The following is a 20,625-nucleotide window of genomic DNA, read 5'->3' as shown; positions in this document are numbered from 1 at the left end:
GGACAAATTTCTCTTTATTATCTCAATTTGCTCTATTTTATGATAATCGTTTTTATTTTAATCAAAGTAAAGCCTTGGTAATATTCGCTTCAAAAAAATCTCACAGGTGGTTTATTTAATGAATAAATTCTTAAAATTTATGCTAATTATGTTGTTGCCTATTTGGCTCGTGGCAAAAAATGACGACTATGAGCAGGTCGCAGCTCAGATAAAAGAGTCGCTACAAAAAGTAATAACAGAGTATAGAGCGGGCAATGTTGAACAAGCGGTCAGTGATACTCAAAATGCTTATTTTGGCTTATTTGAAGATGTCGAAGCTGGTATCAGAATAAATTTAGGTCAGAAAAAAGCTTACTCTATGGAGAAGCAGTTTGGCGAGATCAGAAAGGCGATAAAAGCTGGCGAAGCACCAGATGATGTGCAAAAAAGAATAGATCAGATAAATAGCGAAATCGCTGAAGTTTTGCCAGTTATTTTAAATGGTCATAAGCTTGTTGGTGAGTACTCAGACAGCCCAGCACAAGCTGCCACAAGTGGCTATGACACTTCTAAATTTATCCCTGAGTGGAAGGTGGCATTTGAAAATTTATCAGCTACTTTGGATAAAGCCATAGCAAGCTACGAGAGCGATAAACAAGATGATGCTAAAAATTCTATCCAAGATGCTAAATTTAATGATTATAGAAACACTCAACTTGAAATCGCCGTTCGCCAATATATAGAAAATGGCAAAAGCATAGATGCTGACATCCAAAGAAAGATGGGTGAAGCGATCAGTGGCATCACAAATGGCATAACAAAAGATGATTTTAAAACAAAGCTAGAAGAGATCAAAAAACTAGCTTATGATGCCGTTGCAAAACTCCCAGCTGAAACAGTAAAACTAGCAAAAGTTGATATGAGCAGTGCAGCATCTAGCGATAGCAGTGAAGATAGTGGCACAGACTACACTCAAGTTGTTAAAAACATAAATGACAAAATTCAAGCAGCCATTGCGCTTTACAAAAGTGGCAATAGCGCTAAAGCTATGGGCGACATCCAAGACATCTACTTTGATGAGTTTGAAGGTAGCGGCATGGAGAACAAAGTAGGTGCGATAGATGTAAATTTAAAAACAGCTATCGAAGCTACATTTGGTAACCTTGTAGCCCTTATGAAATCAGGTGCAGACGAAAAAACACTTGAAGAGAGTGCAAGCAAGATGTCATCTCAGCTAGCAGCTGCACTTGAGAAAACTAGCGGTTCAAGCTCACCTTGGACGCTATTTATCTGGGCTCTAACTATCATCTTAAGAGAGGGCTTTGAAGCTCTTATCATTGTTGCGGCTGTTGTTGCATATCTTGTAAAAACTGGTAATGCAAAAGCTATGGGCAAGGTCGTATATAGCTCAGTTGGCGTGGCTGTCATCTTAAGCTTTGTTATGGCTTGGATAATGAACATCATCTTTGGCGAGGCAGCAGGTCAAAAAAGAGAGCTTATGGAAGGCATCACGATGCTTGTTGCAGTGGGACTTCTATTTTATGTTGGCTTCTGGCTTCTTTCAAATGCTGGCGCTAAAAAATGGAACGACTACATCAAATCACATGTATCTGAGTCTATCTCAAGTGGCTCAAGTACAGCGCTTTGGTGGACTGTATTTTTAGCGGTATTTAGAGAGGGCGCTGAGACAGTGCTATTTTATCAAGCGCTTATCTTTGATGCAAAAGACTCAGCTGGCTACTTAATGATCGCAGCTGGCTTTGTTGTAGGTCTTATCGTTCTTTTGATAGTCTATTTCTTATTTAAAATTTTCGCTATTAAAATTCCTATTAAGCCATTTTTTATATTTACATCAGCTATCATCTTTTACATGTCGATCGTCTTTGTTGGCAAGGGCGTTGGCGAGCTAGTTGAGGGCAAAATTTTCATCCCAACTATCATAAAAGGACTAAATTTTCCTGACTGGATGAGAGACTGGCTAGGACTTATGCCATATTACGAGAGTTTAATACCTCAAATCATTATGGTGCTTGCCCTAATTATAGGCATCGTTATTATGAAATCAAAACAAAATAAAAACTAATCTTATTAAAAGGAGAGGAAATGAATAAAATTCTTAGTTCAGCTCTAGCACTTAGCCTAGCAGCTGGTTTTGCACTTGCTGGAGAGCACCCAATCGGCGAGCCTGTAGAGGCTAATGGTATGGAGATAGCTGCTGTTTATCTTGAGCCAATCGACATGGAGCCAAAAGGCGTTGATCTAGCTCCAAGCTTAGCTGATCTTCACCTAGAAGCTGACATCCACGCTGTAAAAGGCAACAAAAACGGCTTTGGCGAAGGCGAGTGGATCCCATATCTAAAGATCAACTATGAGCTAAAAAACCTTGATAATGGTAAAACTAAAAAAGGTACATTTATGCCTATGGTTGCAAGCGATGGCCCACACTACGGCGCTAACGTAAAAATGGATACAGGTGTTGGTAACTATGAGCTTAAATTCCACATCGACAATCCAGAAAAACAAGGCTTTGGTCGCCACGCTGACAAAGAGACTGGTGTTGGTAAATGGTTTGAGCCTTTCACAACAACTTATAAATTTCAATGGACAGGTGGTCCTGTTAAATAATTACTTTGGGGCGTTTTCGCCCCTTTTTAAAAATTCTCATAGGGTTTAGTTATGTCAATTTACTTCTATCAGGTCTTTTTAGCCCTCCTTGGATTTACGCTTTTTGCTGCCTTAAATAACAATGGCAAAAGTTTAAAAACGATCTTTTTACCATCATTTCTTGGCGTTGTTGCTGGTGTGCTTATCTTTAAAGCTGCTCGTCATGCGCTTGTTGATGACCAGTTTAAAATTTTCATCGATTTAGTGACGCTAGTTTTTCTGCTAATTAGCATTTTGTGGATATTTTTCGAGCTTAAGATAGCAAAAATCGTAACATTTTTTATTTTAGGCATCGGCTTTGGCTTTGGTTATAGCTCAAGTAGCGCATTGTTCCCACTTTTTGGCGGCGAACTGCTTGACACGCTTTCAGTTATAAGCTTCTTTTTAATGATCTTTGCGATGATCTTGATACTATTTTTATTTTTCTTCATTTCAAATTTAAAAGCTAGTATCCCATCATCAGTAGCTAAAATTTTAGCTCTTATCACACTAATATTTTTACTAGTTGATAGAAGCTCACAAACTGCACTCGAGCTTTTACGTGCAGGCGCTTTAAAGATAAGTAGCGAGCTAAATTCTCAAATTTTATCTATCAGCGCAAAAGGCATCTATGTCACAGAATTTAGTGCCTATTTTTATATAGTTGTGATCCTACTTTTATGCATCATCGCGCTTTGCTTTATGCCAAAAAGTATCGATAAGAGCACATTTGGCTCTATCAAATACCGCTTTACAAAAGCCATTAGAGAAAATGTCTTTGACAATGCAAAATTTGCATTTTGCAGCGTTTTAATAGCGCTTGGCTTTTCACTTTATTTTGATCTTTACGCATCTCGTCCACCTCAAATTTCAGAGCCAGTTTTGGTTGAGCCAGTGGGAGATAAATTTATATTTAATGTTGATATGTTAAAAGATAATGAACTTCACAGATTTGCCTATATCACAGATGAGGGCAAGCAGATAAGATTTTTCTTGCTAAACCGCTTTAGTGACCGCCCATCTCCAGTCATCGTCTTTGACTCGTGCATGATATGTGGCGATATGGGCTATATAAAAAGAGGAAATGATCTTATTTGCATCTCTTGTAATGTTAGAATTTTCTTGCCATCAGTTGGTAAAGAAGGTGGTTGCAACCCGATACCAATGCCATTTATCTTCGATGGCAAAAATATTATAGTTGATTATAAAACTATTACAGATGGAGCAAATTTCTTTAGTAAGGTTGTCGAAAAAATGGTGCTTGACCCAGTTAGTCGCAAAAAGGTGAGCAATCTTGATTCAAGATCATATTTATACTACGGACGCACATATTTCTTTGAGAACAACGAAACTCAAGCGAAATTTGAAGCAAATCCAGAAAAATATGTAGAAACAAATGGAACGTTAAAATGAAAAATATGCAACTAAGAATGATAAAAAGCTCGATCACTGGCTCAAAGGTGCAAAAGACGATGGCCTTTATCACCATCTTGCTAGCTGCTCTTTTGATAGCTTGCATGCTAAATATCACGCTAAAAATCGGCGATCAAGTAGCAACTGAGCTTAGAGGATATGGCTCAAATATCGTTGTTTTGCCACGAGGTGAGAGCTTAAGTATCGAGATCGAGGGTAAAAATTTCACTCCACTAAAATCACAAAATTTACTTCCAGAAGCTGATATTTATAAGATAAAAGAGATCTTTTGGAGAAACAATATCGTTGCTTTTGCGCCGTTTTTAGAAGCAAAAGTTAAAGATGAAAAAGGAATTGAATTTGCCTTTGAAGGAACCTATTTTGATAAAAATATCGGTCTAAAAGATGAACCAGAATTTAGCACAGGCGTTAAGAGCTTGTATGGTTTTTGGGGCGTTGAGGGCGCTTGGCCAAAAGATGAGAGCATGGATGAAATTTTAGTTGGCGAAGAACTTTCTAAGGCTAAAAATTTAAAGGTTGGCGACAAGATTAGCCTTGTGGGCAAAAATGGCACAAGAGAGGTTAAAATAGTTGGAATTTTAAAAGGAGCTAGTGACGAGACGCATAAGCTAGTTGGCTCACTAAAGCTTGCTGGCGATCTATCAGGTCACGCTGGATCATATACAAAAGCTGAAGTCTCAGCCATGACGATCCCAGAAAATGACCTATCGCTAAAAGCAAGAAGAAATTTAGACAATCTTGATAGCGCAGAGTACGATAAATGGTACTGCTCAGCCTATGCAGGATCAATCGCATTTCAGATAGAAGAAAATTTACCAAATGTTAGTGCAAAGGCAAGCCTTCAAGTAAGCGATGCAGAGAGTAACATCGTAAAGAAAATCCAAAGCCTAATGGGCATCGTTAGCATCATCGCTCTTGTGGTTTCAGCCATTGGTATAACATCGCTAATGACAAGTGAAATTTACCGCCGTAAAAAAGAGATCGGCCTTTTAAAAGCCATAGGTGCTAGTAACTTTGAAATTTACGCCCTTTTTGCTAGCGAGAGCCTTGTAGTAGCCTTTTTTGCAGGCATCACGGGAGCATTTTTAGGATACGCACTAAGCTACGTGATGTCTTACATTATCTTCTCACATGGCATCGGTATAGCTTGGATAGTGCTGCCAATAAGCGTGGCATTTGCCTTGCTTATCTCAGTCGTTGGCTCGCTAATGCCAATGAGAAACGTCATAAATTTACTACCTGCGGAGGTGCTATATGACCGCAAATAGCAAATTCTTTTACAATACAATTTATAAAAGCTTAAAAAACGGCTCATCAAGAGTAATGGTCATCGTGATCTCTATCTTGCTCGGAGCATGCGTGTGTGCGGCGTTTGTTAATGTCTATCTTGACATAGACTCTAAAGTCTCACGCGAGCTAAAAACTTATGGCGCAAATATGATCTTTGCTCCAAAAGATATGGCTACAAGCGATGATATGAGTGAAAAAACTTACAATGAAATGATCGCTAAAGTGCCAAAAGACAAGCTTCTTGGTGAGAGCGGCTATCTCTTTGCTCAGGCAAATATCGGTCCAACAAACGCTATTGTCATGGGAACAAAATTTAGCAATCTAAAAAAAGTTAAACCATTTTTAGATGTTAGAGATGGAACGATGATAAATGTCGATTTTGACGATAAAAACGTGCTAATAGGCGTCGATCTTGCTCGTCAGGCTGGCTTTAAAGCAGGCGATGATATAGAGATTCGTGCTATTGGCTCAAATGAGAGCATAAATGTAAAGATAAAAGGCGTAGTGGCAAGTGGCGATAAAGAGGATGCACTTTTGATCACGTCACTATCTTTGGCTCAAAAAATTTCAAATAAAGCTGGTAAAATAAACTATGCTGAAGCTGTTGTACTTGGTAACTTTGATGAGATAACATCACTTGCAAAGACTATAAGTAATGAAGAAATAGCTGCAAAACCAGTGGCAAAGGTCTCAAAGTCTGAGGGCTATATTTTGGAGAAAATAAAGCTATTAATGGCACTTGTTAGCCTTGTTATTTTGCTCATTACTTCAATGTGCGTAAACACAACGCTTAGTGCTATCTTGCTCTCTCGCTCAAAGGAGATCGCACTTCTTAGAGCCATAGGTGCAAGCAAAAAAGATGTACTAAAGCTATTTGGTTTTGAAACATTTGTGACAGCGCTCATCTCAGCATTAGTTGGTGCATTTTTAGGATATTTACTAGCTCAAATTTTAGGTTATGCGATATTTGATTCTAGTATTGATTTTAGAATTTTGAGCATCCCAGTAGCTGTGATAATATCGCTTTTATTTGCAGCGATCGCAGCATTTTATCCGATCAAACGGGCACTTAATAATAAAATGGCAGATACATTAAGAGGAGAATGATATGCAAAATGCACTAGAATTAAAAAATATTTGTAAAATTTTTGGCGATGTTAAAGCACTTGATGATATAAATTTTGAGGTTAAAAAAGGTGAGTGGGTCAGCGTAATGGGGCCAAGTGGTAGTGGTAAGAGTACGCTTGTAAATATCCTTTCACTAATGGATACTCCAAGTAGTGGTACTTATATGCTCGGTGGCGATGATGCGAGCAATCTAAATGCTGATGATACACTTAAATTTAGACGCGAGAAGATTGGTCTTATTTTTCAGCAGTTTCACTTAGTGCCATATCTTAGCGCACTTGAAAATGTGATGATCGCTCAGTACTATCACAGCTCAGTTGATGAAGAGGACGCTAAAAAGGCACTCGAGGCAGTTGGTCTTTCACATAGGCTAACGCACAGACCAAGTCAGCTAAGTGGTGGTGAGCAACAACGCCTTTGTATCGCACGCTCGCTCATAAACGATCCTGAAATTTTAATAGCAGATGAGCCAACTGGTAACCTTGATGAAGCAAATGAAAGAGTTATACTTGATCTATTTTGCAAGCTAAGGAAAGATGGAAAAACTATTCTTCTAGTAACTCACAACCCTGATCTTGGCGAGTATGGCGATAAGATTGTCTATCTAAGACATGGCAAGCTAGAGAAAATTCGTACTATTGAAAATCCAAAGGTACCAAATGAGATATAAAATTTTATTTTTATGTCTAGTCTCAGCCCTAGTTATGGGCTGCGTCAAGCAGTATGAGAAGCATCACATTACGCTAAATGACTCAAGCGGCATTGATACGCAGTTTTTTCCAACGGAAAAGAGGCTAAAGATAGGCGATAAGCCATATATGCTATTTTTCTTTGGCACTGACTGCGGAGTGTGTAAGGCCGCAATACCTGATCTAAATACGCTTGAAAAAGAGTATGGTAAAGAGGTTCAATTCATTGGAATTTTGGGGCCTAGCAAGGGTTTTGATAAAGATATTGAGCTTTTAAAAGAGCACAACATCACCTTTAAAACGACGAGTGATAAGGTTTCAGTTGATTACTTTAGCAAGGCAGTTGGTGGCGTTATGGGCGTGCCAGTTATCTATTTTTTTGATAAAGATGGTAAGATGCGATCAAAATTTATCGGTCTTACACCAAAAAGTGTACTTGAAAGTGCTATAAGATCGCTCTTGTAGGAGTGAATATGAAAAATTTCTTTTTATTTGTCTTAGCGGTATTTTTTGTTGGATGTGCTAATAGCACTCCAAATATCTCGGTTAAAACGAGCGAGCCTATATTTTTTACGCTTAATGAAGCAAATAAAAGCGTCTATGTAAATTTTAAAAATAGTGCGACCGGGCAAGATGTAAATGCTGAAATTTTAAGCGAGTTTGCAAAGGCTGGCTTTAGAAACGAGCCAAATATCAAAAATGCCGACTTCATCATCCTTGGCGATGTGCAAAGCTTTTCTAGGATAATAAAAAGAGATCCTAGATTTTCGATGGGAATGGGATATGGCTTTGGCAGACCAAGTTTTGGTTTTGGCTACTCGATGTTTTTCCCATTTGGCTATTACGATGATGATGACTTTAGCACGAATAGCTACACTTATCACATGCAAGTAAGCGTGCTAGTGCGTCCAAAAAATGGTGGCGAAAAGGCGACAAATATCTCGCTTATGCAAGCTGGCAATGTCTATTCGCCAAGCTACATTTGGCCGTTTTTTAAAGAACGCCTAGCAAAACAGATCGTTAGCTTTTTTTATAATGTCTCGCAAAAATAGGGACACTAACGAGTGCTATTTAAACTAAGCTTGAATGAAAAGCTAAACTTTAATAAAAATTTCATCGCATTAGATCAGAAACTAGCGATCATAGTTAGTAGTTTTGAGAAATTTTTAAAGCTCTTATAACATAGATTTAACTAGGCCAAAGCCTAGTTAAATTTTTTATCACTCATTATCTATCTCAAAGTCGTAAAATTCGCTTTCATACTCAACATTTCCTATTTTGCTGTATTGTATAAGAGCTGCTTTTATATTATCTATCTGCTGATACATTAGGCCAAGAGCTATTCTATTTTCGATAGCATTAGCATCATTTAGTTTTGTTAGCTCTAAAAGTGCGATCGCGTTTGATACTTTTCCAGCTCCTGTTGCAGCCACAGATGCTAAAAATAATGTGCTAGCGTCATTTACTTTAAACTCATCGATTGCCTGATTGTAAAGTTTATAACTTTCTTCAAAATCGTTTGTAAAGATATCGACATAGGCCAGAGTTTGGATTAAATTTATATTCTTTGGAGTATTTTTTAGCTCAGCTCTTAATTTATCACGCTCTCTTGTAAGTAAGCCCGAAATTTGAAGTAGCTTGATGTATTGCTTTTTGATGATATCAGCGCCGTGATAGAAAGCGTTTGAATCAAGCTGCTTGCCATTAAAGTGAATTTGTATCGCTTTTGCATACTCTTTGACATTTTGCTCTTTGTTTTTCGAGATAAAATTTAAGATATTTGCAATAATATCATTTGGTAAAATTTTTAGTAGCTCATCAGCTTTCTTTGCCATTAGCTCATCATTGTTTGTTACTTTTGCGATGATGATATCAAAGGCTAAATTTAGCATTGTCTGCTCTTTTGGCTCTTCAAGCCACCTTATCATCGCACTTTGGTTGCCGCTAACCAGGCTTAGAAGTGAGGCATATAAATTCACAGGCTTTAAGCTCTTATCGTTTTCTAAATTTTCGCCGATCTCTTCAATGAGTTTTGGGTTTAAATTTCTATTTATATCTAGACAAATCGCCCCAAAAATACCTGCAAGATGGTTATTTACATCTTGGTGATAGCTTGCTATGAAGTGCTTTGCTGCAAGGCTAAAATTTCCAAGCTGAGCATAGCTTAGGGCGAGGTTGTATTGCAAGATAGAGTGATTTGGATAAGTACTGGCTAGCTCTTCAAACTCTTTATTTGCTTCCTTTAAGCGGTAGCTTAGTGCTTTTGCAATAGCTTCACTAAGTTTTGCATTTACTTTTGAAGCAGCTGCACTTTGGCTAAGATAGTCATTTGCTGCTGAAGTGTCGTCTAAAAAGACGCTAACGCCACCTTTTCTTATCTGCTCGATACTCTGTTTTGCGTCAAAGACCTTGTAAGGTGCGAAGTAGAAAAGCGTCTCATAGCGCCTTGTTCTATCAAAAAACATATCATCACTAAAGTGTGCCTGAGCTAGGCTGATATCAAAAAGATCAGGCTTTAGTATCGTTTTTATCTTGTAAATTTTGCTTGGCAAAGAAGCATTGTAGTCGTAAACATCTTTGATAAATGCAGCCGCGTCGCCGTAGTCAGAAGTTTTTAGATCAATTAGCGCCTCAGTCATCTTGATAAGATCGATATTTGGCGTATTTTTGGAAGCTTTTGTTAAATAATCCCTTGCCTTGTCGTATTTGCCAAGTCTTGCGTAAAGTTGAGCTAGAGTGAAGTCGGCCTTAAATGCCTTTTGGCTCTCAAGTTTGGCTATTGCTCTTTCATCATCTCCAAGGAGTGATAAAATTTTTGCGCTTAAATAGGCATATTCATTTTTATAATCCGCAGTATTTGGATGAGAAAGTGCTTGAAGCGCCTCGTAATAGTTGCCTTTATAATAGTTTATAAGTGCGTAGTAATAGCTATAAAGTGGCGAGTTGTTTTCATACTGCAAAAATGAGTCAGCAAGTCCTATATAGTAGTTAAAATTTTTAGTGTTATTTAGCTCAAGCGAGCAAACAGCAGCATTTATGGCGCTAACTGCTGTGTTTTCTCTATCAGTTATTGCTTTGTTAAAAGATACGATCGCCTCATCACATCTTTCTTGTTTTATCTGCGAAACACCGAGGTTATAGTTTGAGAGAGATTGGTTATAAACAGCTACGTTTTCATAAATTTTTAGAGCCTCAAATTTATTGCCACGCTCATAAAGCTGATTGGCTTTATTTATCATTTCATCGATCTTTGAAGCGCCAAAATTTTGCGTTTGGTAGTTGTTTTCTATATTTTTTACGATACTTGTAGTATCTATGTTCTCTTTTTTGTCTTTCTTTAGAAAGATAACTAGCAAAACCACTATCAAGATGATAAGCACTAGAACGGCCACGCCTGCTATTATAAAGAGCTTTTTATTGCTCTTTTTTACAGGGATTGGCTCTGGGATACTCTCATCTTGCAGCACACCCTCACTTGCGATACTCTCAAGCGAGACGATCTCTTCAGGCGCTTCGGCTTTTGCCTCTTCAGGCGCTTGCTCTGCTTGCTCGCCAGGTGGTTTTAAAACTACAACCTCTTCTTCAGCCACTACATATACCTTTTAAGAACTTCTGGAATTTCAATAGTGCCATCTGCCTTTTGGTAGTTTTCCATGATAGCAATAAGAGTCCTGCCCACAGCTAGACTTGAGCCATTTAGTGTATTTACAAGCATATTTTTCTTGCCATCTTTAAAGCGAATTTTTGCACGCCTTGCTTGAAAATCACGAGTATTGGAAATAGAGCTAATCTCTCTATATTTACCTTGACCAGGTAGCCAAACCTCAAGGTCTATCGTCTTTGCCGCGCTAAAGCCTAGATCGCCGCTGCAAAGAAGCATGTGGCGGTGAGGCAAACCAAGGCTAGTTAGCAAGTCGCTAGCACAAGATATCATCTCAGCAAGCACGCCCTCGCTTTGATCAGGTTTTGTGATGCTTACAAGCTCAACCTTTTCAAACTGGTGCTGGCGGATCATGCCTCTAGTGTCACGTCCTGCTGAGCCTGCCTCTTGGCGGAAGCATGCTGAGTAGCAAGTCATCTTTATAGGTAACTGCTCGGCCTCAATAATCGTGTCATTGTATAAATTTGTCACAGGTACTTCGCTGGTTGGGATGAGATAAAGGTCCTCGTCGCGCACTTTGTAAAGGTCCTCTTCAAATTTAGGCAGCTGACCGGTGCCAAAAAGTGTGTTTGAGCTTACTAGATAAGGGACATTTACAAGCTCAAAGCCGCGCGCGCTATTAAAGTCGATCATGTAATTAACAAGCGCTCTACTTAGCCTTGCTCCCATGCCGCGAAGCACGGTAAAGCGAGATCCTGAGAGCTTTGCACCCCTTTCAAAGTCAAGCCAACCAAGGCTCTCACCTAGCTCCCAGTGCTCTTTTGGCGTAAAGCTAAATTTAGTTGGCTCAAGTACCGTTTTTATGCAGACATTATCATCCTCGTCCTTACCAAATGGTACGTCATCATCGGTGATATTTGGCACGTTAAATGAAATTTGCTCAAGCTTTTCTTCATATTGTTTAACGATATCATCAGCATCAGCAAGTGCAGCTTTATTTAAATTTAGCTCATTTTTAAGCTCGCTTACATCTTCGCCAGCTCTTGCCTTTATGCCAAGCTCTTTGCTCTTTGCGTTTTGGATCGCTTGGAAATTTTCAAGTGCTTTTCTCTTTTGCTTTAGCTCGTTAAAAGTTTGTAAAAGCTCGTCAAGTAGCCCAGCTTTTACATTTTTTCCCTCAAGTTTTTTTACAAATTCATCGTAATTTGTCTCGAGTAGTTTTAAATTAATCATTCCGTATCCTTAAACCATAAACATAACTTTTGCAAAAAGTACGATAAAAACTGCCGCTGTTAGCGCAAATGGGTGAATGTTGCCAAGTGGGCTAGGACGTTTAAATATAAATTTGCAGCTCAAATTTGTTATAACCGCAGCTACGATTAGCATCGCTAAGAAAAATTTGATCATAAAAATGATTTGTAAATTTGTCTCAAAGTAGCCTCCAGCCTTTGATCCGACCCAGTTACTCATCATCATGCCTCCAGTTAATACCAAAAGCAAGATACAAAGTGGCATTATCTTAATAGCAACTGAACCGATAGCCTGTTTTGCCTTTTGAGCAAGCTCAGGTGGCATTTTTTTACAAGCTGCCTTAAAAATGATTACATCAAAAAAGAGGTAACCAACAAAGATGATTGCACAAAAAATATGAACTATCTGTGCGTATGGATATAAATTTTGCATATTTTTTCCTTTATTAATAAATTCCGACTGCTTCACGAACTTTTTTTATCGTTGTTTGAGCAACATTACTTGCCTTTTTGGCTCCTATTTCTAAAATTCCAGACACTTCGCCAGGATTATTTTGATAATGCTCAAATTTCTCTCTCGCATCTTTAAAATAGTCCCAAATAAGCTCATTTAGATAAGCTTTAAAGTGTCCGTGACCCTCACCGCCACGCTCATATCTAGCTTGAAGCTCTTTTTGCCCACTCTCGTCTAAGAAAAGTTTGGCGATATTATATACGTTGCAGTTTTGCCACTGCTTTGGCTCTTCAAGTGGTGTGCCATCTGTCACGATGCTAGAAATTTGCTTTTTAAGCGTTTTAGCATCGGCAAAGATGTCGATTGTATTGCCATAGCTTTTGCTCATCTTTTCGCCATTTGTGCCAGGCACGGTGGCGACATTTTCATCGATCTTAGCCTCAGGCAATGTAAAAATTTCTCCATGCTCGTTGTTAAATTTTATCGCGATATCACGCGCGATCTCTACGTGCTGGATCTGGTCCTTGCCCACAGGTACGACCTGCGCATTATAAAGTAAAATGTCAGCTGCCATCAAAACTGGATAGCTAAAGAGTCCGTGGTGCGAGCTAAGGCCCTTTGCGACCTTGTCTTTGTAGCTGTGCGCGCGCTCAAGTAGGCCCATCGGTGTGTGCTGGCTTAGCACCCAGTAAAGCTCAAGCACGTCTTTAACGTCACTTTGCACCCAAAATATGCTTTTATTTGGATCAATCCCAAGTGCCAAAAACGCACACGCAGCCTCAAAAGTGTTTTGCTTTAGGGCTTTGGCCTCGCTAAGGCTCGTCATCGCGTGGTAGTTTGCTATAAACATAAACATCTCATTTTGCTCTTGCATATCAACCATCTGCTTTATCGAGGCAAAGTAGTTGCCAAGGTGTAGTTTGCCGGAGGGTTGGAGGCCGGTTAATACTCTCATCTTATCCTTTCAAATTTTGGCTTTTTCTCGTGAGCGCTTTTGATGGAGATTTGAAATTTTAAGCTTTCGGCAGACTATGTGTCTAGCCTCGGCTTAAAATTTCTACACAACTATCAAAATCATCTCACGATACTTTGCTAAAAATACTTTTTAAATTTTAACGTTACATTAGAGTTTTTGTATCTAATCTAATCTTAAAATTTAACTAGCAGATTATGCGTCTAGCCTTCGCTTAAAAACAAAATTTTGCCTCGCCTAAACAAAAAAATCTTTGCCAAAACGTTTAAATTTTAACATCACGTTAGACTTTTTAGTCCAACTTAATCTTAAAATTTTTATCACACAACTCTCATCGCTTTAGCGTTGCGAACAAAGTGAAGCAAAAAATTATCTTACGATACTTTGCTAAAATTTCTAACTACAAAACGTTAAATTTGGCTCAAACATCACAAATTCCAACACCACGCCAGACAGCCATCTAGCCTGATCTTAAAATTTATCGTTGCAAGCAGCACTCATGCCACTTTATAACTAAATTTTTAAAAGCATCCTTATCTCTTTTACGATTTGCTTTGGGGTTTTGCCCTCGACTTCGACGATGTAATCAGCCTTTTTCTCATAAAGCTCCTCTCGCTCTAGATGCAAAGCTTCAGCTCTTTTTAGATCACTTAAAAGTGGACGTTTGGCGAGCTTTTTCTCGCTATTTTTGCTATTTTTTAGCCTTTGCATGATCGCATCAAAACTAGCTTTTAGATAGATCACGGTACCAATTTTCTTTAAATTTTTAACCTTCGCAAAGCCCCCACCTGTTGAAATGATTGCATTTTTGACATTTGTGGCTAGAAATTTGGCAAGGTCTTTTTCAAGTTGTCTAAAATGCTCCTCCCCATACTCTTCAAAGATAGCTTTTATCTTCATATTTTGTGAGCTTTCCAGTAAGTCGTCGCAGTCAAGGTTCATCGTCTTTAGCGTCTTGCTTAGAGCTCTTGCGGTCGTGCCCTTGCCAACGCCCATAAATCCTATCAAAACGATATTGTTATTCTTTGTTTTCATCGCTCTCTCCACGTTTTTTAGGGATTAGCACGATAGGCACACCAGTTAGGTTAAAGCTCTCTCTAAGCTTGTTTGTTAAATAGCGTTTGTAGCTAAAGTGCAGGCATTTTGGACGGTTCATTATGAGCGCTATCATGATAGGCGCTGCCTTAAACTGCACTGCGTAGTAGATTTTCACAACTCTGCCTTTGTCGCGTGGCAGTGGGTGCGCTTTGGTCGCTTCGCCGATCACTTCATTTAGCTTTGAAGTTTGTATTTTTTGTGTGTAGTTTTTGTAAATTTCAACTATGAGCGGATAAATTTTATGCACTCTTTTGCCGCCAAGTGCTGAGACGCTGATGATCGGCGCGTATGCGAGAAATTTAAATCTATCCTTTATCTCTTTGCAAAGCTCGTCAAATTCTTCGCTACTTTTATCCCATTTGTTTAGCACGATGATGACGCCAAGCTCAAATTTCGAGGCAATGCCAGCGATACGCTCATCAAGCTCGGTTAGTGGCTCAGAGCTATCAAGTACTAGTAGCGCTACGTCAGTCTCTTCTAAAATTTTCTCAGTTCTATTTAGTGCGTATCTCTCGATGCCTTCGATCTTGCCGCGCTTTCTGATACCAGCAGTATCGACAAACTCAAAGACTCTACCATCATGCTCGTAAATTTCATTAACTGGATCAATCGTAGTGCCTGCCACGTCGCTAACGACGGCGCGACTCTCCTTTACAAGAGCGTTTAGAAGCGAGCTTTTGCCGACATTTACGCGGCCTATGATACCAACTCTAATGTTTTTGCTTTCATAGTCTATCTCGTCGCTTAGCTCGCCCTCGTCGTTATAGTTTTCTAAAAAATCATCAAAATCTTCGCTCGTATCGGCCTTTATCTGCACTTTGTCATCTATGTGCTTTGCTAGCCACATGCTAAGCTCATCTATGCCTGTGTTGTGGCTTACAGAAATTCCAAATGAGTTTTTCGCGCCAAAGCTTATAAATTCCCACTCCCTTTGCTCGTCTTTTTTGCTGTCTATTTTATTGATGACTAGAGCGATTGGTAAATTTAGCTTGCTAAGCTCGTAAAAAATGGCTCTATCCTCGTCATCTGGCATCATTTTGCCATCGACCATGTATAAAATGACGTCTGAATTTCTAGCTTCTGCCAAGGTCTTTGCTTTTACATTTTTAAAAAGCTCGCTACTATCATCAAGGCCACCACTATCGATTAAAATGCACTCTTTACCCTCAACCTCGATCTTAGCTTTGTTCGTATCTCTTGTCGTGCCGCTAACATCGCTTGTTATAGCGATACGACGACCAGCTAAGCGGTTAAAAAGTGAGCTTTTGCCGACATTTGGCTTGCCTACTAATATTACTTTTTGCAAATTTTGTCCTTTTCGTGATGGCTGATTATACAAATTTTTGACTTATATAAAGTATAAAAATTTGCTTAAAAGTGCCAAAATAAAAGAAAAAATCAACCAAAATTTAAGCCACTTTTCATTAAAATGGCTACTTTAAATTTAAAGGTCTTGTGATGTTAAAAAGGTTTTATATTTCGCATCTTGGTATTTTTTATATGCTTTTTGCTTGCTTTATGTTTGCCGTTACTGGCGCATTTGCAAAGTATCTTAGCAAAGATATGCCATCTATCGAAGTTGTATTTTTTAGAAATTTAATAGGCCTTTTTATCGTTATTTATGCCATTTATAGATTTCCATTTAAGCAAGCCGGCGGACACTTTTTCTTACTGATGTTTCGTGGTTTTGTCGGCACGGTGGCACTTTTTGCCTTTTTTTATAACGTAGCGCACGTAGATTTGGCTACAGCTTTCACGTTTCAAAAAACAAATCCAATCTTTACAGCCATTCTTGCAGCCATTATTTTTAGGGAGCGACTAAGCTCGCTTGGCTGGTTTGCTGTCTTTTTGGGATTTGGTGGAATTTTGCTTGTCATCCAGCCAAATTTAGGCATAAGCAAGACTGATATTATCGGTGTTTGGAGTGGTCTTGGTGCGGCGATCGCATACACAAGCGTTAAAGAGCTAAACAAGAGCTATGGTACAAATATCATCGTGCTAAGCTTTATGCTATGGGGATCATTTTTGCCACTTATTTGCATGGGTTTGGCAGAATTTTTCACCTACGAGCCACTTGATTTTTTGTTTTCAAAATTTAGTATGCCAAGTTGGAATAACATTATTTTTATTTTGTTAATGGGGCTTAGCGGATACTATTTTCAGGCTTTTATGACAAAGGCATTTGCAGTTGGTAAAAAAGCTGGCGTCATCGCTTCAGTTAGCTATGCAGACGTTATTTTTACACTTATTATTGGCTATTTTATGGGCGATGCGTTACCAAATCACTTAGCGCTTGTAGGCATCATACTTGTCGTGGTTAGTGGAATTTTAGTTGTTAGAGAAAAATAAAGGAGAAAAAATGATACTAATAGCGGGGCCTTGCGTCATCGAGAGCGAACAACTCGTTTTTGACGTGGCAAAAAGGCTAGTTAAATTTAACGAAGATAAGCGGATAGATTTTTATTTCAAATCAAGCTTTGATAAGGCAAATCGCACGAGTATAAGCTCGTTTCGCGGGCCAGGGCTGGAGAAGGGTTGCGAAATTTTAGCCAAGGTCAAAAAGGAATTCGGCTTTAAAATTTTAACCGATATCCACGAGAGCTACCAGGCCGCGCCCGTAGGCGAAGTGGCCGACGTGCTGCAAATCCCGGCGTTTTTGTGCCGCCAAACCGATCTGCTCGTGGCCGCGGCTAAGACAAAAGCGGTCGTAAATATCAAAAAAGGGCAGTTTTTAGCCGCCTCTGCGATGAAGCACTCGGTGAAAAAAGTGTTAGAAACAAGGGGTATAAAGGGCGACGGATACGAGGTTGCTAAACAAAACGGGGTGTGGCTAACGGAGCGAGGCAGCACCTTTGGCTACGGAAATTTAGTCGTAGATATGCGAAATTTGGTGCTGATGAGAGAATTTGCGCCGGTGATTTTCGATGCTACTCACAGCGTGCAGATGCCATCAGCGCTTGGCGAAAAAAGCGGCGGGGACGCGAAATTTGTGCCTTATCTAGCGCGAGCTGCGGCGGCTGCGGGCGTGGACGGATTTTTCTATGAGACGCACGTAAATCCTTGCGAGGCGCTTTGCGACGGGCCGAATATGCTAAATTTAGACGAGTTAAACGCAAATATCGCTCAAATTTTTAAGATAAAAGACGCCCTAGGCGATGCAAACTAAGGGCTTTTTGTGGGTATTAGGCGGCGCGGTCGCCGAGTGCGGCTGGGCGTACGGGCTAAAACACTCCCAAGATGCCGTAGGATTCGCGCTTACTGCCGCGTTGGTCTGTGTTAGCTTCGTATCGTTTATGAAGGCTATGAAATACCTGCCCGTTAGCGTCGCATATACCGTATTTGTGGGATTTGGAGCGTTTTTTATCGTGGTCGCCGAAAGCGTTAGCGAATACAGCTCAAGCGGCCAGATGCCCGATTTATTGCGGCTATTTTTCATAGCGACGCTGATCGCTGGCGTACTGGGGCTAAAAAGGCTAAAATCTTGACGCATATTTTAGCTCTTTTGGCGGCCGGGTGCTGCGAGGTTTTGGGCGTGTTTTTTCTAACTAAATTTCAAAAAAGCGTCGGCGTGAAAAAGGCGTCTAATTTTTTGATTTTGGTCGCAAATTTCGCCCTTTCGCTCTGGCTTCTTAGCTACGCGATGCAGGCGATGGCGATGTCGGTAGCGTACGCGATTTGGACCGGTATCGGAGCGATCGGAGCCTTGGGCGTCGGAGTGGTTTTTGACGGCGAAAAAATGAGCGCGCAAAAGGCGTTTTATCTATCGTTAATAGCGCTAAGCGCGGTAATGTTAAAGATAATTTAAAGGAGAAATCATGAAAATAATCGAAGGAAATTTGGCTCTAAAAGGCGGCGAGAAGGTCGCTATCATCAATGCGAGATTTAACCACATCATCACCGATAGGCTGGTCGAGGGCGCGAGGGACGCGTTTTTGCGTCACGGCGGGAATGAGGCGAATTTGAGCCTCATTTTGGTGCCGGGCGCGTTTGAGATACCGATGGCGCTTGAAAAGGCGCTTGCAAGCGGTAAATTTGACGCCGTTTGCTGCGTGGGAGCGGTGATCCGCGGCTCTACGCCTCACTTTGACTACGTGAGCGCCGAGACCACCAAGGGCATCGCAAACGTCACGCTAAAATACGGCAAACCGGTGACCTTTGGCGTGCTAACGGTAGATAGCATCGAACAAGCCATCGAGCGAGCTGGCTCAAAGGCCGGAAATAAGGGCTTTGAGGCGATGACGGGCGTGATCGAGATGCTAAGCTTATATAAAAATTTGGAGGCGTAAAATGGCGACTCGTCATCAGGTTAGGCAGGCCGTCGTTTCACTGCTATACTCAAATGAGATAAATCCGGTAACTGCTGCATTTGAAGAGGAATTTCTGGAAGAGAAAAAGATAAGAAACGAGCGAAAAAGTGAGGCGCAGCAGACTTTTAAAGAGGTGCTCGCAAATAAAGAAAAACTAGATGAAATTTTAAAGCCATATCTAAAAGACGGCGATTTTAGCAAAGTTGGTGCAACCGAACTAGCCATCCTTAGACTTGGACTTTATGAGATGAAATTTAGCCAAACTGATAAAGCCGTCATCATAAACGAAGCGATTGAGCTTGCGAAAGAACTTGGAAGTGATCAGGCGCCAAAATTTATAAATGGCGTACTTGATAAGCTAAAGGACGATCTGTGAGGCTCTGCGTCGCACTTGATATGGCTAGTCGTGAAGAGAATTTAGCTCTTGCTAGTGAGCTAAAAGGGCTTGATCTTTGGCTAAAAGTAGGGCTTAGAAGCTATCTTAGGGATGGGGCAAAATTTATAGAAGAGTTAAAAGGACTTGGAAATTTTAAAATTTTCCTCGATCTAAAGCTCTATGATATCCCAAATACGATGGCAGATGCGGCTGAAGTCGTCTCAAAAATCGGCGTAGATATGATAAATGTGCATGCTAGTGCTGGTGAACGCGCGATGAAGACAGTTATGGATAGGCTAGCTGGTCTTGGGAGTCGTCCTTTAGTGCTCGCAGTATCGGCACTTACTAGCTTTAGTGAGAGCGAATTTGACGCTATTTATAACGATACGATCGCAAGAGCTGTTAGGAAATTTAGCCAGATGAGTTTTGAAGCAGGGCTTGATGGAATGGTCTGTTCTGTTTTTGAAAGTAAGCTCATCAAAGATGTTACAAATGATAAATTTATCACTCTTTGCCCTGGTGTTAGGCCATTTGGTGAGAGCGCTGGAGATCAAAAAAGAGTAGCAAACTTAGTGAGCGCAAAGCAAGAGGGTAGTGACTTCATCGTTGTTGGTAGGCCGATTTATGAGAATGCAAATCCAAGAGAAATTTGTGAACGAATTTTGGAGCAAATTTAATATTTGAGCTTATGTAAAGATGTTTTAATCATAGTTTTTATACAAAAATTTTTACAAAATGCCGCAATGTTGCGTGAAGATGACACTAAAGCCAAGTGAGGAGCTAAATTTGAGTGATTTTAAGAAAATCCCCTATGTCGGCGAAGCGACGCAGGCCGATTTGCTGGCACTCGGCTACACAGACATTGCTTCATTAAAGGGCGCGGATCCGGACGAGATGTTTGAGCGTACAAAGGCACTCGGACGTGGTAGTGATAGGTGTATCCTATATGTTTACCGTATGGTTTGCTACTATGTAAATACGCCGCACTCAGACAAAGCCAAGCTAAAATGGTGGCTTTGGAAGGACTAAATTTATAAATTTTTGTTTTTAGATCTTCTATCTGAGGTCTGCAATTGTGAAATGTAAATTTAAGCAAGATATCAGCGGCCTTCAATTATAATGCGATTTCTTTTTATGGACAGATGGGTGAGTGGCTGAAACCACACCCCTGCTAAGGGTGCAGCTCTTAATCGGGGCTCGAGGGTTCAAATCCCTCTCTGTCCGCCACTGCTTATAAATAATCATAAATTTTTATTATCATTTCACATTATTTTTCAAATATCTTTATATAAAATTAAATTACTTCCGCGTTAGAAAATTGCTTACCTAGTAAAACTTAACTATAAGTTTGTAGATTTTAGACTGATGATTTTTTGTGAAATTTATAAGTAAAAATTTTATAG

22 protein-coding genes and 1 tRNA gene are annotated in these 20,625 nt (G+C 39.8%); 17 read left to right on the top strand and 6 right to left on the bottom strand.

Annotated features, from left to right (window positions below):
- The first annotated feature begins 118 nt into the window (after nt 1-118).
- From FZ949_RS04085 to FZ949_RS04050, 8 genes are read left to right on the top strand one after another with little or no spacing between them, the layout of a single operon-like run.
- Nucleotides 119-2,062, top strand: coding sequence for an FTR1 family iron permease (locus FZ949_RS04085; protein ID WP_103580017.1), 1,944 nt, complete (start codon nt 119-121; stop codon nt 2,060-2,062).
- A 20-nt stretch (nt 2,063-2,082) separates the two neighbouring features.
- A complete protein-coding gene (locus tag FZ949_RS04080; protein ID WP_009294901.1) occupies nt 2,083-2,604 on the top strand; it encodes an iron transporter in 522 nt (173 codons plus the stop codon).
- Nucleotides 2,605-2,655: 51 nt separating this feature from the next.
- Nucleotides 2,656-4,035, top strand: coding sequence for a Fe-S-containing protein (locus tag FZ949_RS04075; protein ID WP_148790159.1), 1,380 nt, complete (start codon nt 2,656-2,658; stop codon nt 4,033-4,035).
- On the top strand, nt 4,032-5,324 hold the full coding sequence (locus tag FZ949_RS04070; RefSeq protein ID WP_103580019.1) for an ABC transporter permease: 1,293 nt from the start codon (nt 4,032-4,034) through the stop codon (nt 5,322-5,324). The genes FZ949_RS04075 and FZ949_RS04070 overlap by 4 nt, the downstream gene beginning before the upstream one ends.
- Nucleotides 5,311-6,453, top strand: a complete 1,143-nt coding sequence (locus FZ949_RS04065; protein WP_084108994.1) for an ABC transporter permease — start codon at nt 5,311-5,313, stop codon at nt 6,451-6,453. Before FZ949_RS04070 ends, FZ949_RS04065 begins: the two co-directional genes overlap by 14 nt.
- 1 nt (nt 6,454) lies before the next feature.
- Complete coding sequence (locus tag FZ949_RS04060) at nt 6,455-7,144, top strand: ABC transporter ATP-binding protein (protein ID WP_054196145.1); 690 nt, start codon at nt 6,455-6,457, stop codon at nt 7,142-7,144.
- Nucleotides 7,134-7,628 (top strand): TlpA family protein disulfide reductase, encoded by a 495-nt coding sequence (locus tag FZ949_RS04055; protein ID WP_072593882.1) that lies wholly within the window; start codon nt 7,134-7,136, stop codon nt 7,626-7,628. The genes FZ949_RS04060 and FZ949_RS04055 overlap by 11 nt, the downstream gene beginning before the upstream one ends.
- Nucleotides 7,629-7,636: 8 nt before the next feature.
- Nucleotides 7,637-8,215, top strand: a complete 579-nt coding sequence (locus FZ949_RS04050) for a hypothetical protein (protein WP_103580020.1) — start codon at nt 7,637-7,639, stop codon at nt 8,213-8,215.
- 168 nt (nt 8,216-8,383) lie between these two features.
- Here FZ949_RS04050 and FZ949_RS04045 read toward each other — a convergent pair whose 3' ends face one another.
- The 6 genes from FZ949_RS04045 to der all read right to left on the bottom strand — a co-directional run bounded on the left by FZ949_RS04045 (nt 8,384) and on the right by der (nt 15,845).
- A complete protein-coding gene (locus tag FZ949_RS04045) occupies nt 8,384-10,753 on the bottom strand; it encodes a tetratricopeptide repeat protein (RefSeq protein ID WP_148790158.1) in 2,370 nt (789 codons plus the stop codon).
- Complete coding sequence (serS, locus tag FZ949_RS04040; RefSeq protein WP_103580022.1) at nt 10,753-11,997, bottom strand: serine--tRNA ligase; 1,245 nt, start codon at nt 11,995-11,997, stop codon at nt 10,753-10,755. Before serS ends, FZ949_RS04045 begins: the two co-directional genes overlap by 1 nt.
- A gap of 9 nt (nt 11,998-12,006) precedes the next feature.
- On the bottom strand, nt 12,007-12,447 hold the full coding sequence (locus FZ949_RS04035; protein ID WP_103580023.1) for a copper resistance protein CopD: 441 nt from the start codon (nt 12,445-12,447) through the stop codon (nt 12,007-12,009).
- A 13-nt stretch (nt 12,448-12,460) separates the two neighbouring features.
- On the bottom strand, nt 12,461-13,423 hold the full coding sequence (gene trpS / locus FZ949_RS04030) for a tryptophan--tRNA ligase (protein WP_087578353.1): 963 nt from the start codon (nt 13,421-13,423) through the stop codon (nt 12,461-12,463).
- A gap of 531 nt (nt 13,424-13,954) precedes the next feature.
- Nucleotides 13,955-14,476 carry a shikimate kinase gene (locus FZ949_RS04025; RefSeq protein WP_103580024.1) on the bottom strand — a complete coding sequence of 174 codons (522 nt, stop codon included), beginning with the start codon at nt 14,474-14,476 and terminating at the stop codon, nt 13,955-13,957.
- Nucleotides 14,460-15,845: a ribosome biogenesis GTPase Der gene (gene der, locus FZ949_RS04020; RefSeq protein WP_107952554.1), complete on the bottom strand. Its 1,386-nt coding sequence runs from the start codon at nt 15,843-15,845 to the stop codon at nt 14,460-14,462. The genes FZ949_RS04025 and der overlap by 17 nt, the downstream gene beginning before the upstream one ends.
- Before the next feature lie 152 nt (nt 15,846-15,997).
- Between der and FZ949_RS04015 the strand changes: the two genes are divergently transcribed.
- The 9 genes from FZ949_RS04015 (at nt 15,998) to FZ949_RS03975 (ending at nt 20,449) form a co-directional block, all read left to right on the top strand.
- Nucleotides 15,998-16,888 (top strand): DMT family transporter, encoded by an 891-nt coding sequence (locus tag FZ949_RS04015; RefSeq protein WP_103580026.1) that lies wholly within the window; start codon nt 15,998-16,000, stop codon nt 16,886-16,888.
- Between the two features lie 10 nt (nt 16,889-16,898).
- On the top strand, nt 16,899-17,705 hold the full coding sequence (gene kdsA / locus FZ949_RS04010) for a 3-deoxy-8-phosphooctulonate synthase (RefSeq protein ID WP_103580027.1): 807 nt from the start codon (nt 16,899-16,901) through the stop codon (nt 17,703-17,705).
- Nucleotides 17,695-18,024: a DMT family transporter gene (locus tag FZ949_RS04005; protein ID WP_103580028.1), complete on the top strand. Its 330-nt coding sequence runs from the start codon at nt 17,695-17,697 to the stop codon at nt 18,022-18,024. The genes kdsA and FZ949_RS04005 overlap by 11 nt, the downstream gene beginning before the upstream one ends.
- Nucleotides 18,021-18,344, top strand: coding sequence for a DMT family transporter (locus tag FZ949_RS04000; RefSeq protein ID WP_103580029.1), 324 nt, complete (start codon nt 18,021-18,023; stop codon nt 18,342-18,344). Before FZ949_RS04005 ends, FZ949_RS04000 begins: the two co-directional genes overlap by 4 nt.
- Before the next feature lie 10 nt (nt 18,345-18,354).
- Entirely contained in the window at nt 18,355-18,825 is a 471-nt protein-coding gene (gene ribH, locus FZ949_RS03995; protein WP_103580030.1) for a 6,7-dimethyl-8-ribityllumazine synthase, read from the top strand.
- 1 nt (nt 18,826) lies between these two features.
- Entirely contained in the window at nt 18,827-19,222 is a 396-nt protein-coding gene (gene nusB / locus FZ949_RS03990; RefSeq protein WP_103580031.1) for a transcription antitermination factor NusB, read from the top strand.
- On the top strand, nt 19,219-19,899 hold the full coding sequence (gene pyrF, locus FZ949_RS03985) for an orotidine-5'-phosphate decarboxylase (RefSeq protein ID WP_103580032.1): 681 nt from the start codon (nt 19,219-19,221) through the stop codon (nt 19,897-19,899). The genes nusB and pyrF overlap by 4 nt, the downstream gene beginning before the upstream one ends.
- A 109-nt stretch (nt 19,900-20,008) precedes the next feature.
- Nucleotides 20,009-20,251 (top strand): helix-hairpin-helix domain-containing protein, encoded by a 243-nt coding sequence (locus FZ949_RS03980; RefSeq protein ID WP_103580033.1) that lies wholly within the window; start codon nt 20,009-20,011, stop codon nt 20,249-20,251.
- A gap of 107 nt (nt 20,252-20,358) precedes the next feature.
- Nucleotides 20,359-20,449, top strand: a tRNA-Ser gene (locus FZ949_RS03975).
- Nucleotides 20,450-20,625: the final 176 nt, after the last annotated feature.

It is taken from the genome of Campylobacter concisus, assembly GCF_902460545.1.
GTDB lineage: Bacteria > Campylobacterota > Campylobacteria > Campylobacterales > Campylobacteraceae > Campylobacter_A > Campylobacter_A concisus_AE.
This window is presented reverse-complemented; position numbering and strand designations above follow the sequence as displayed.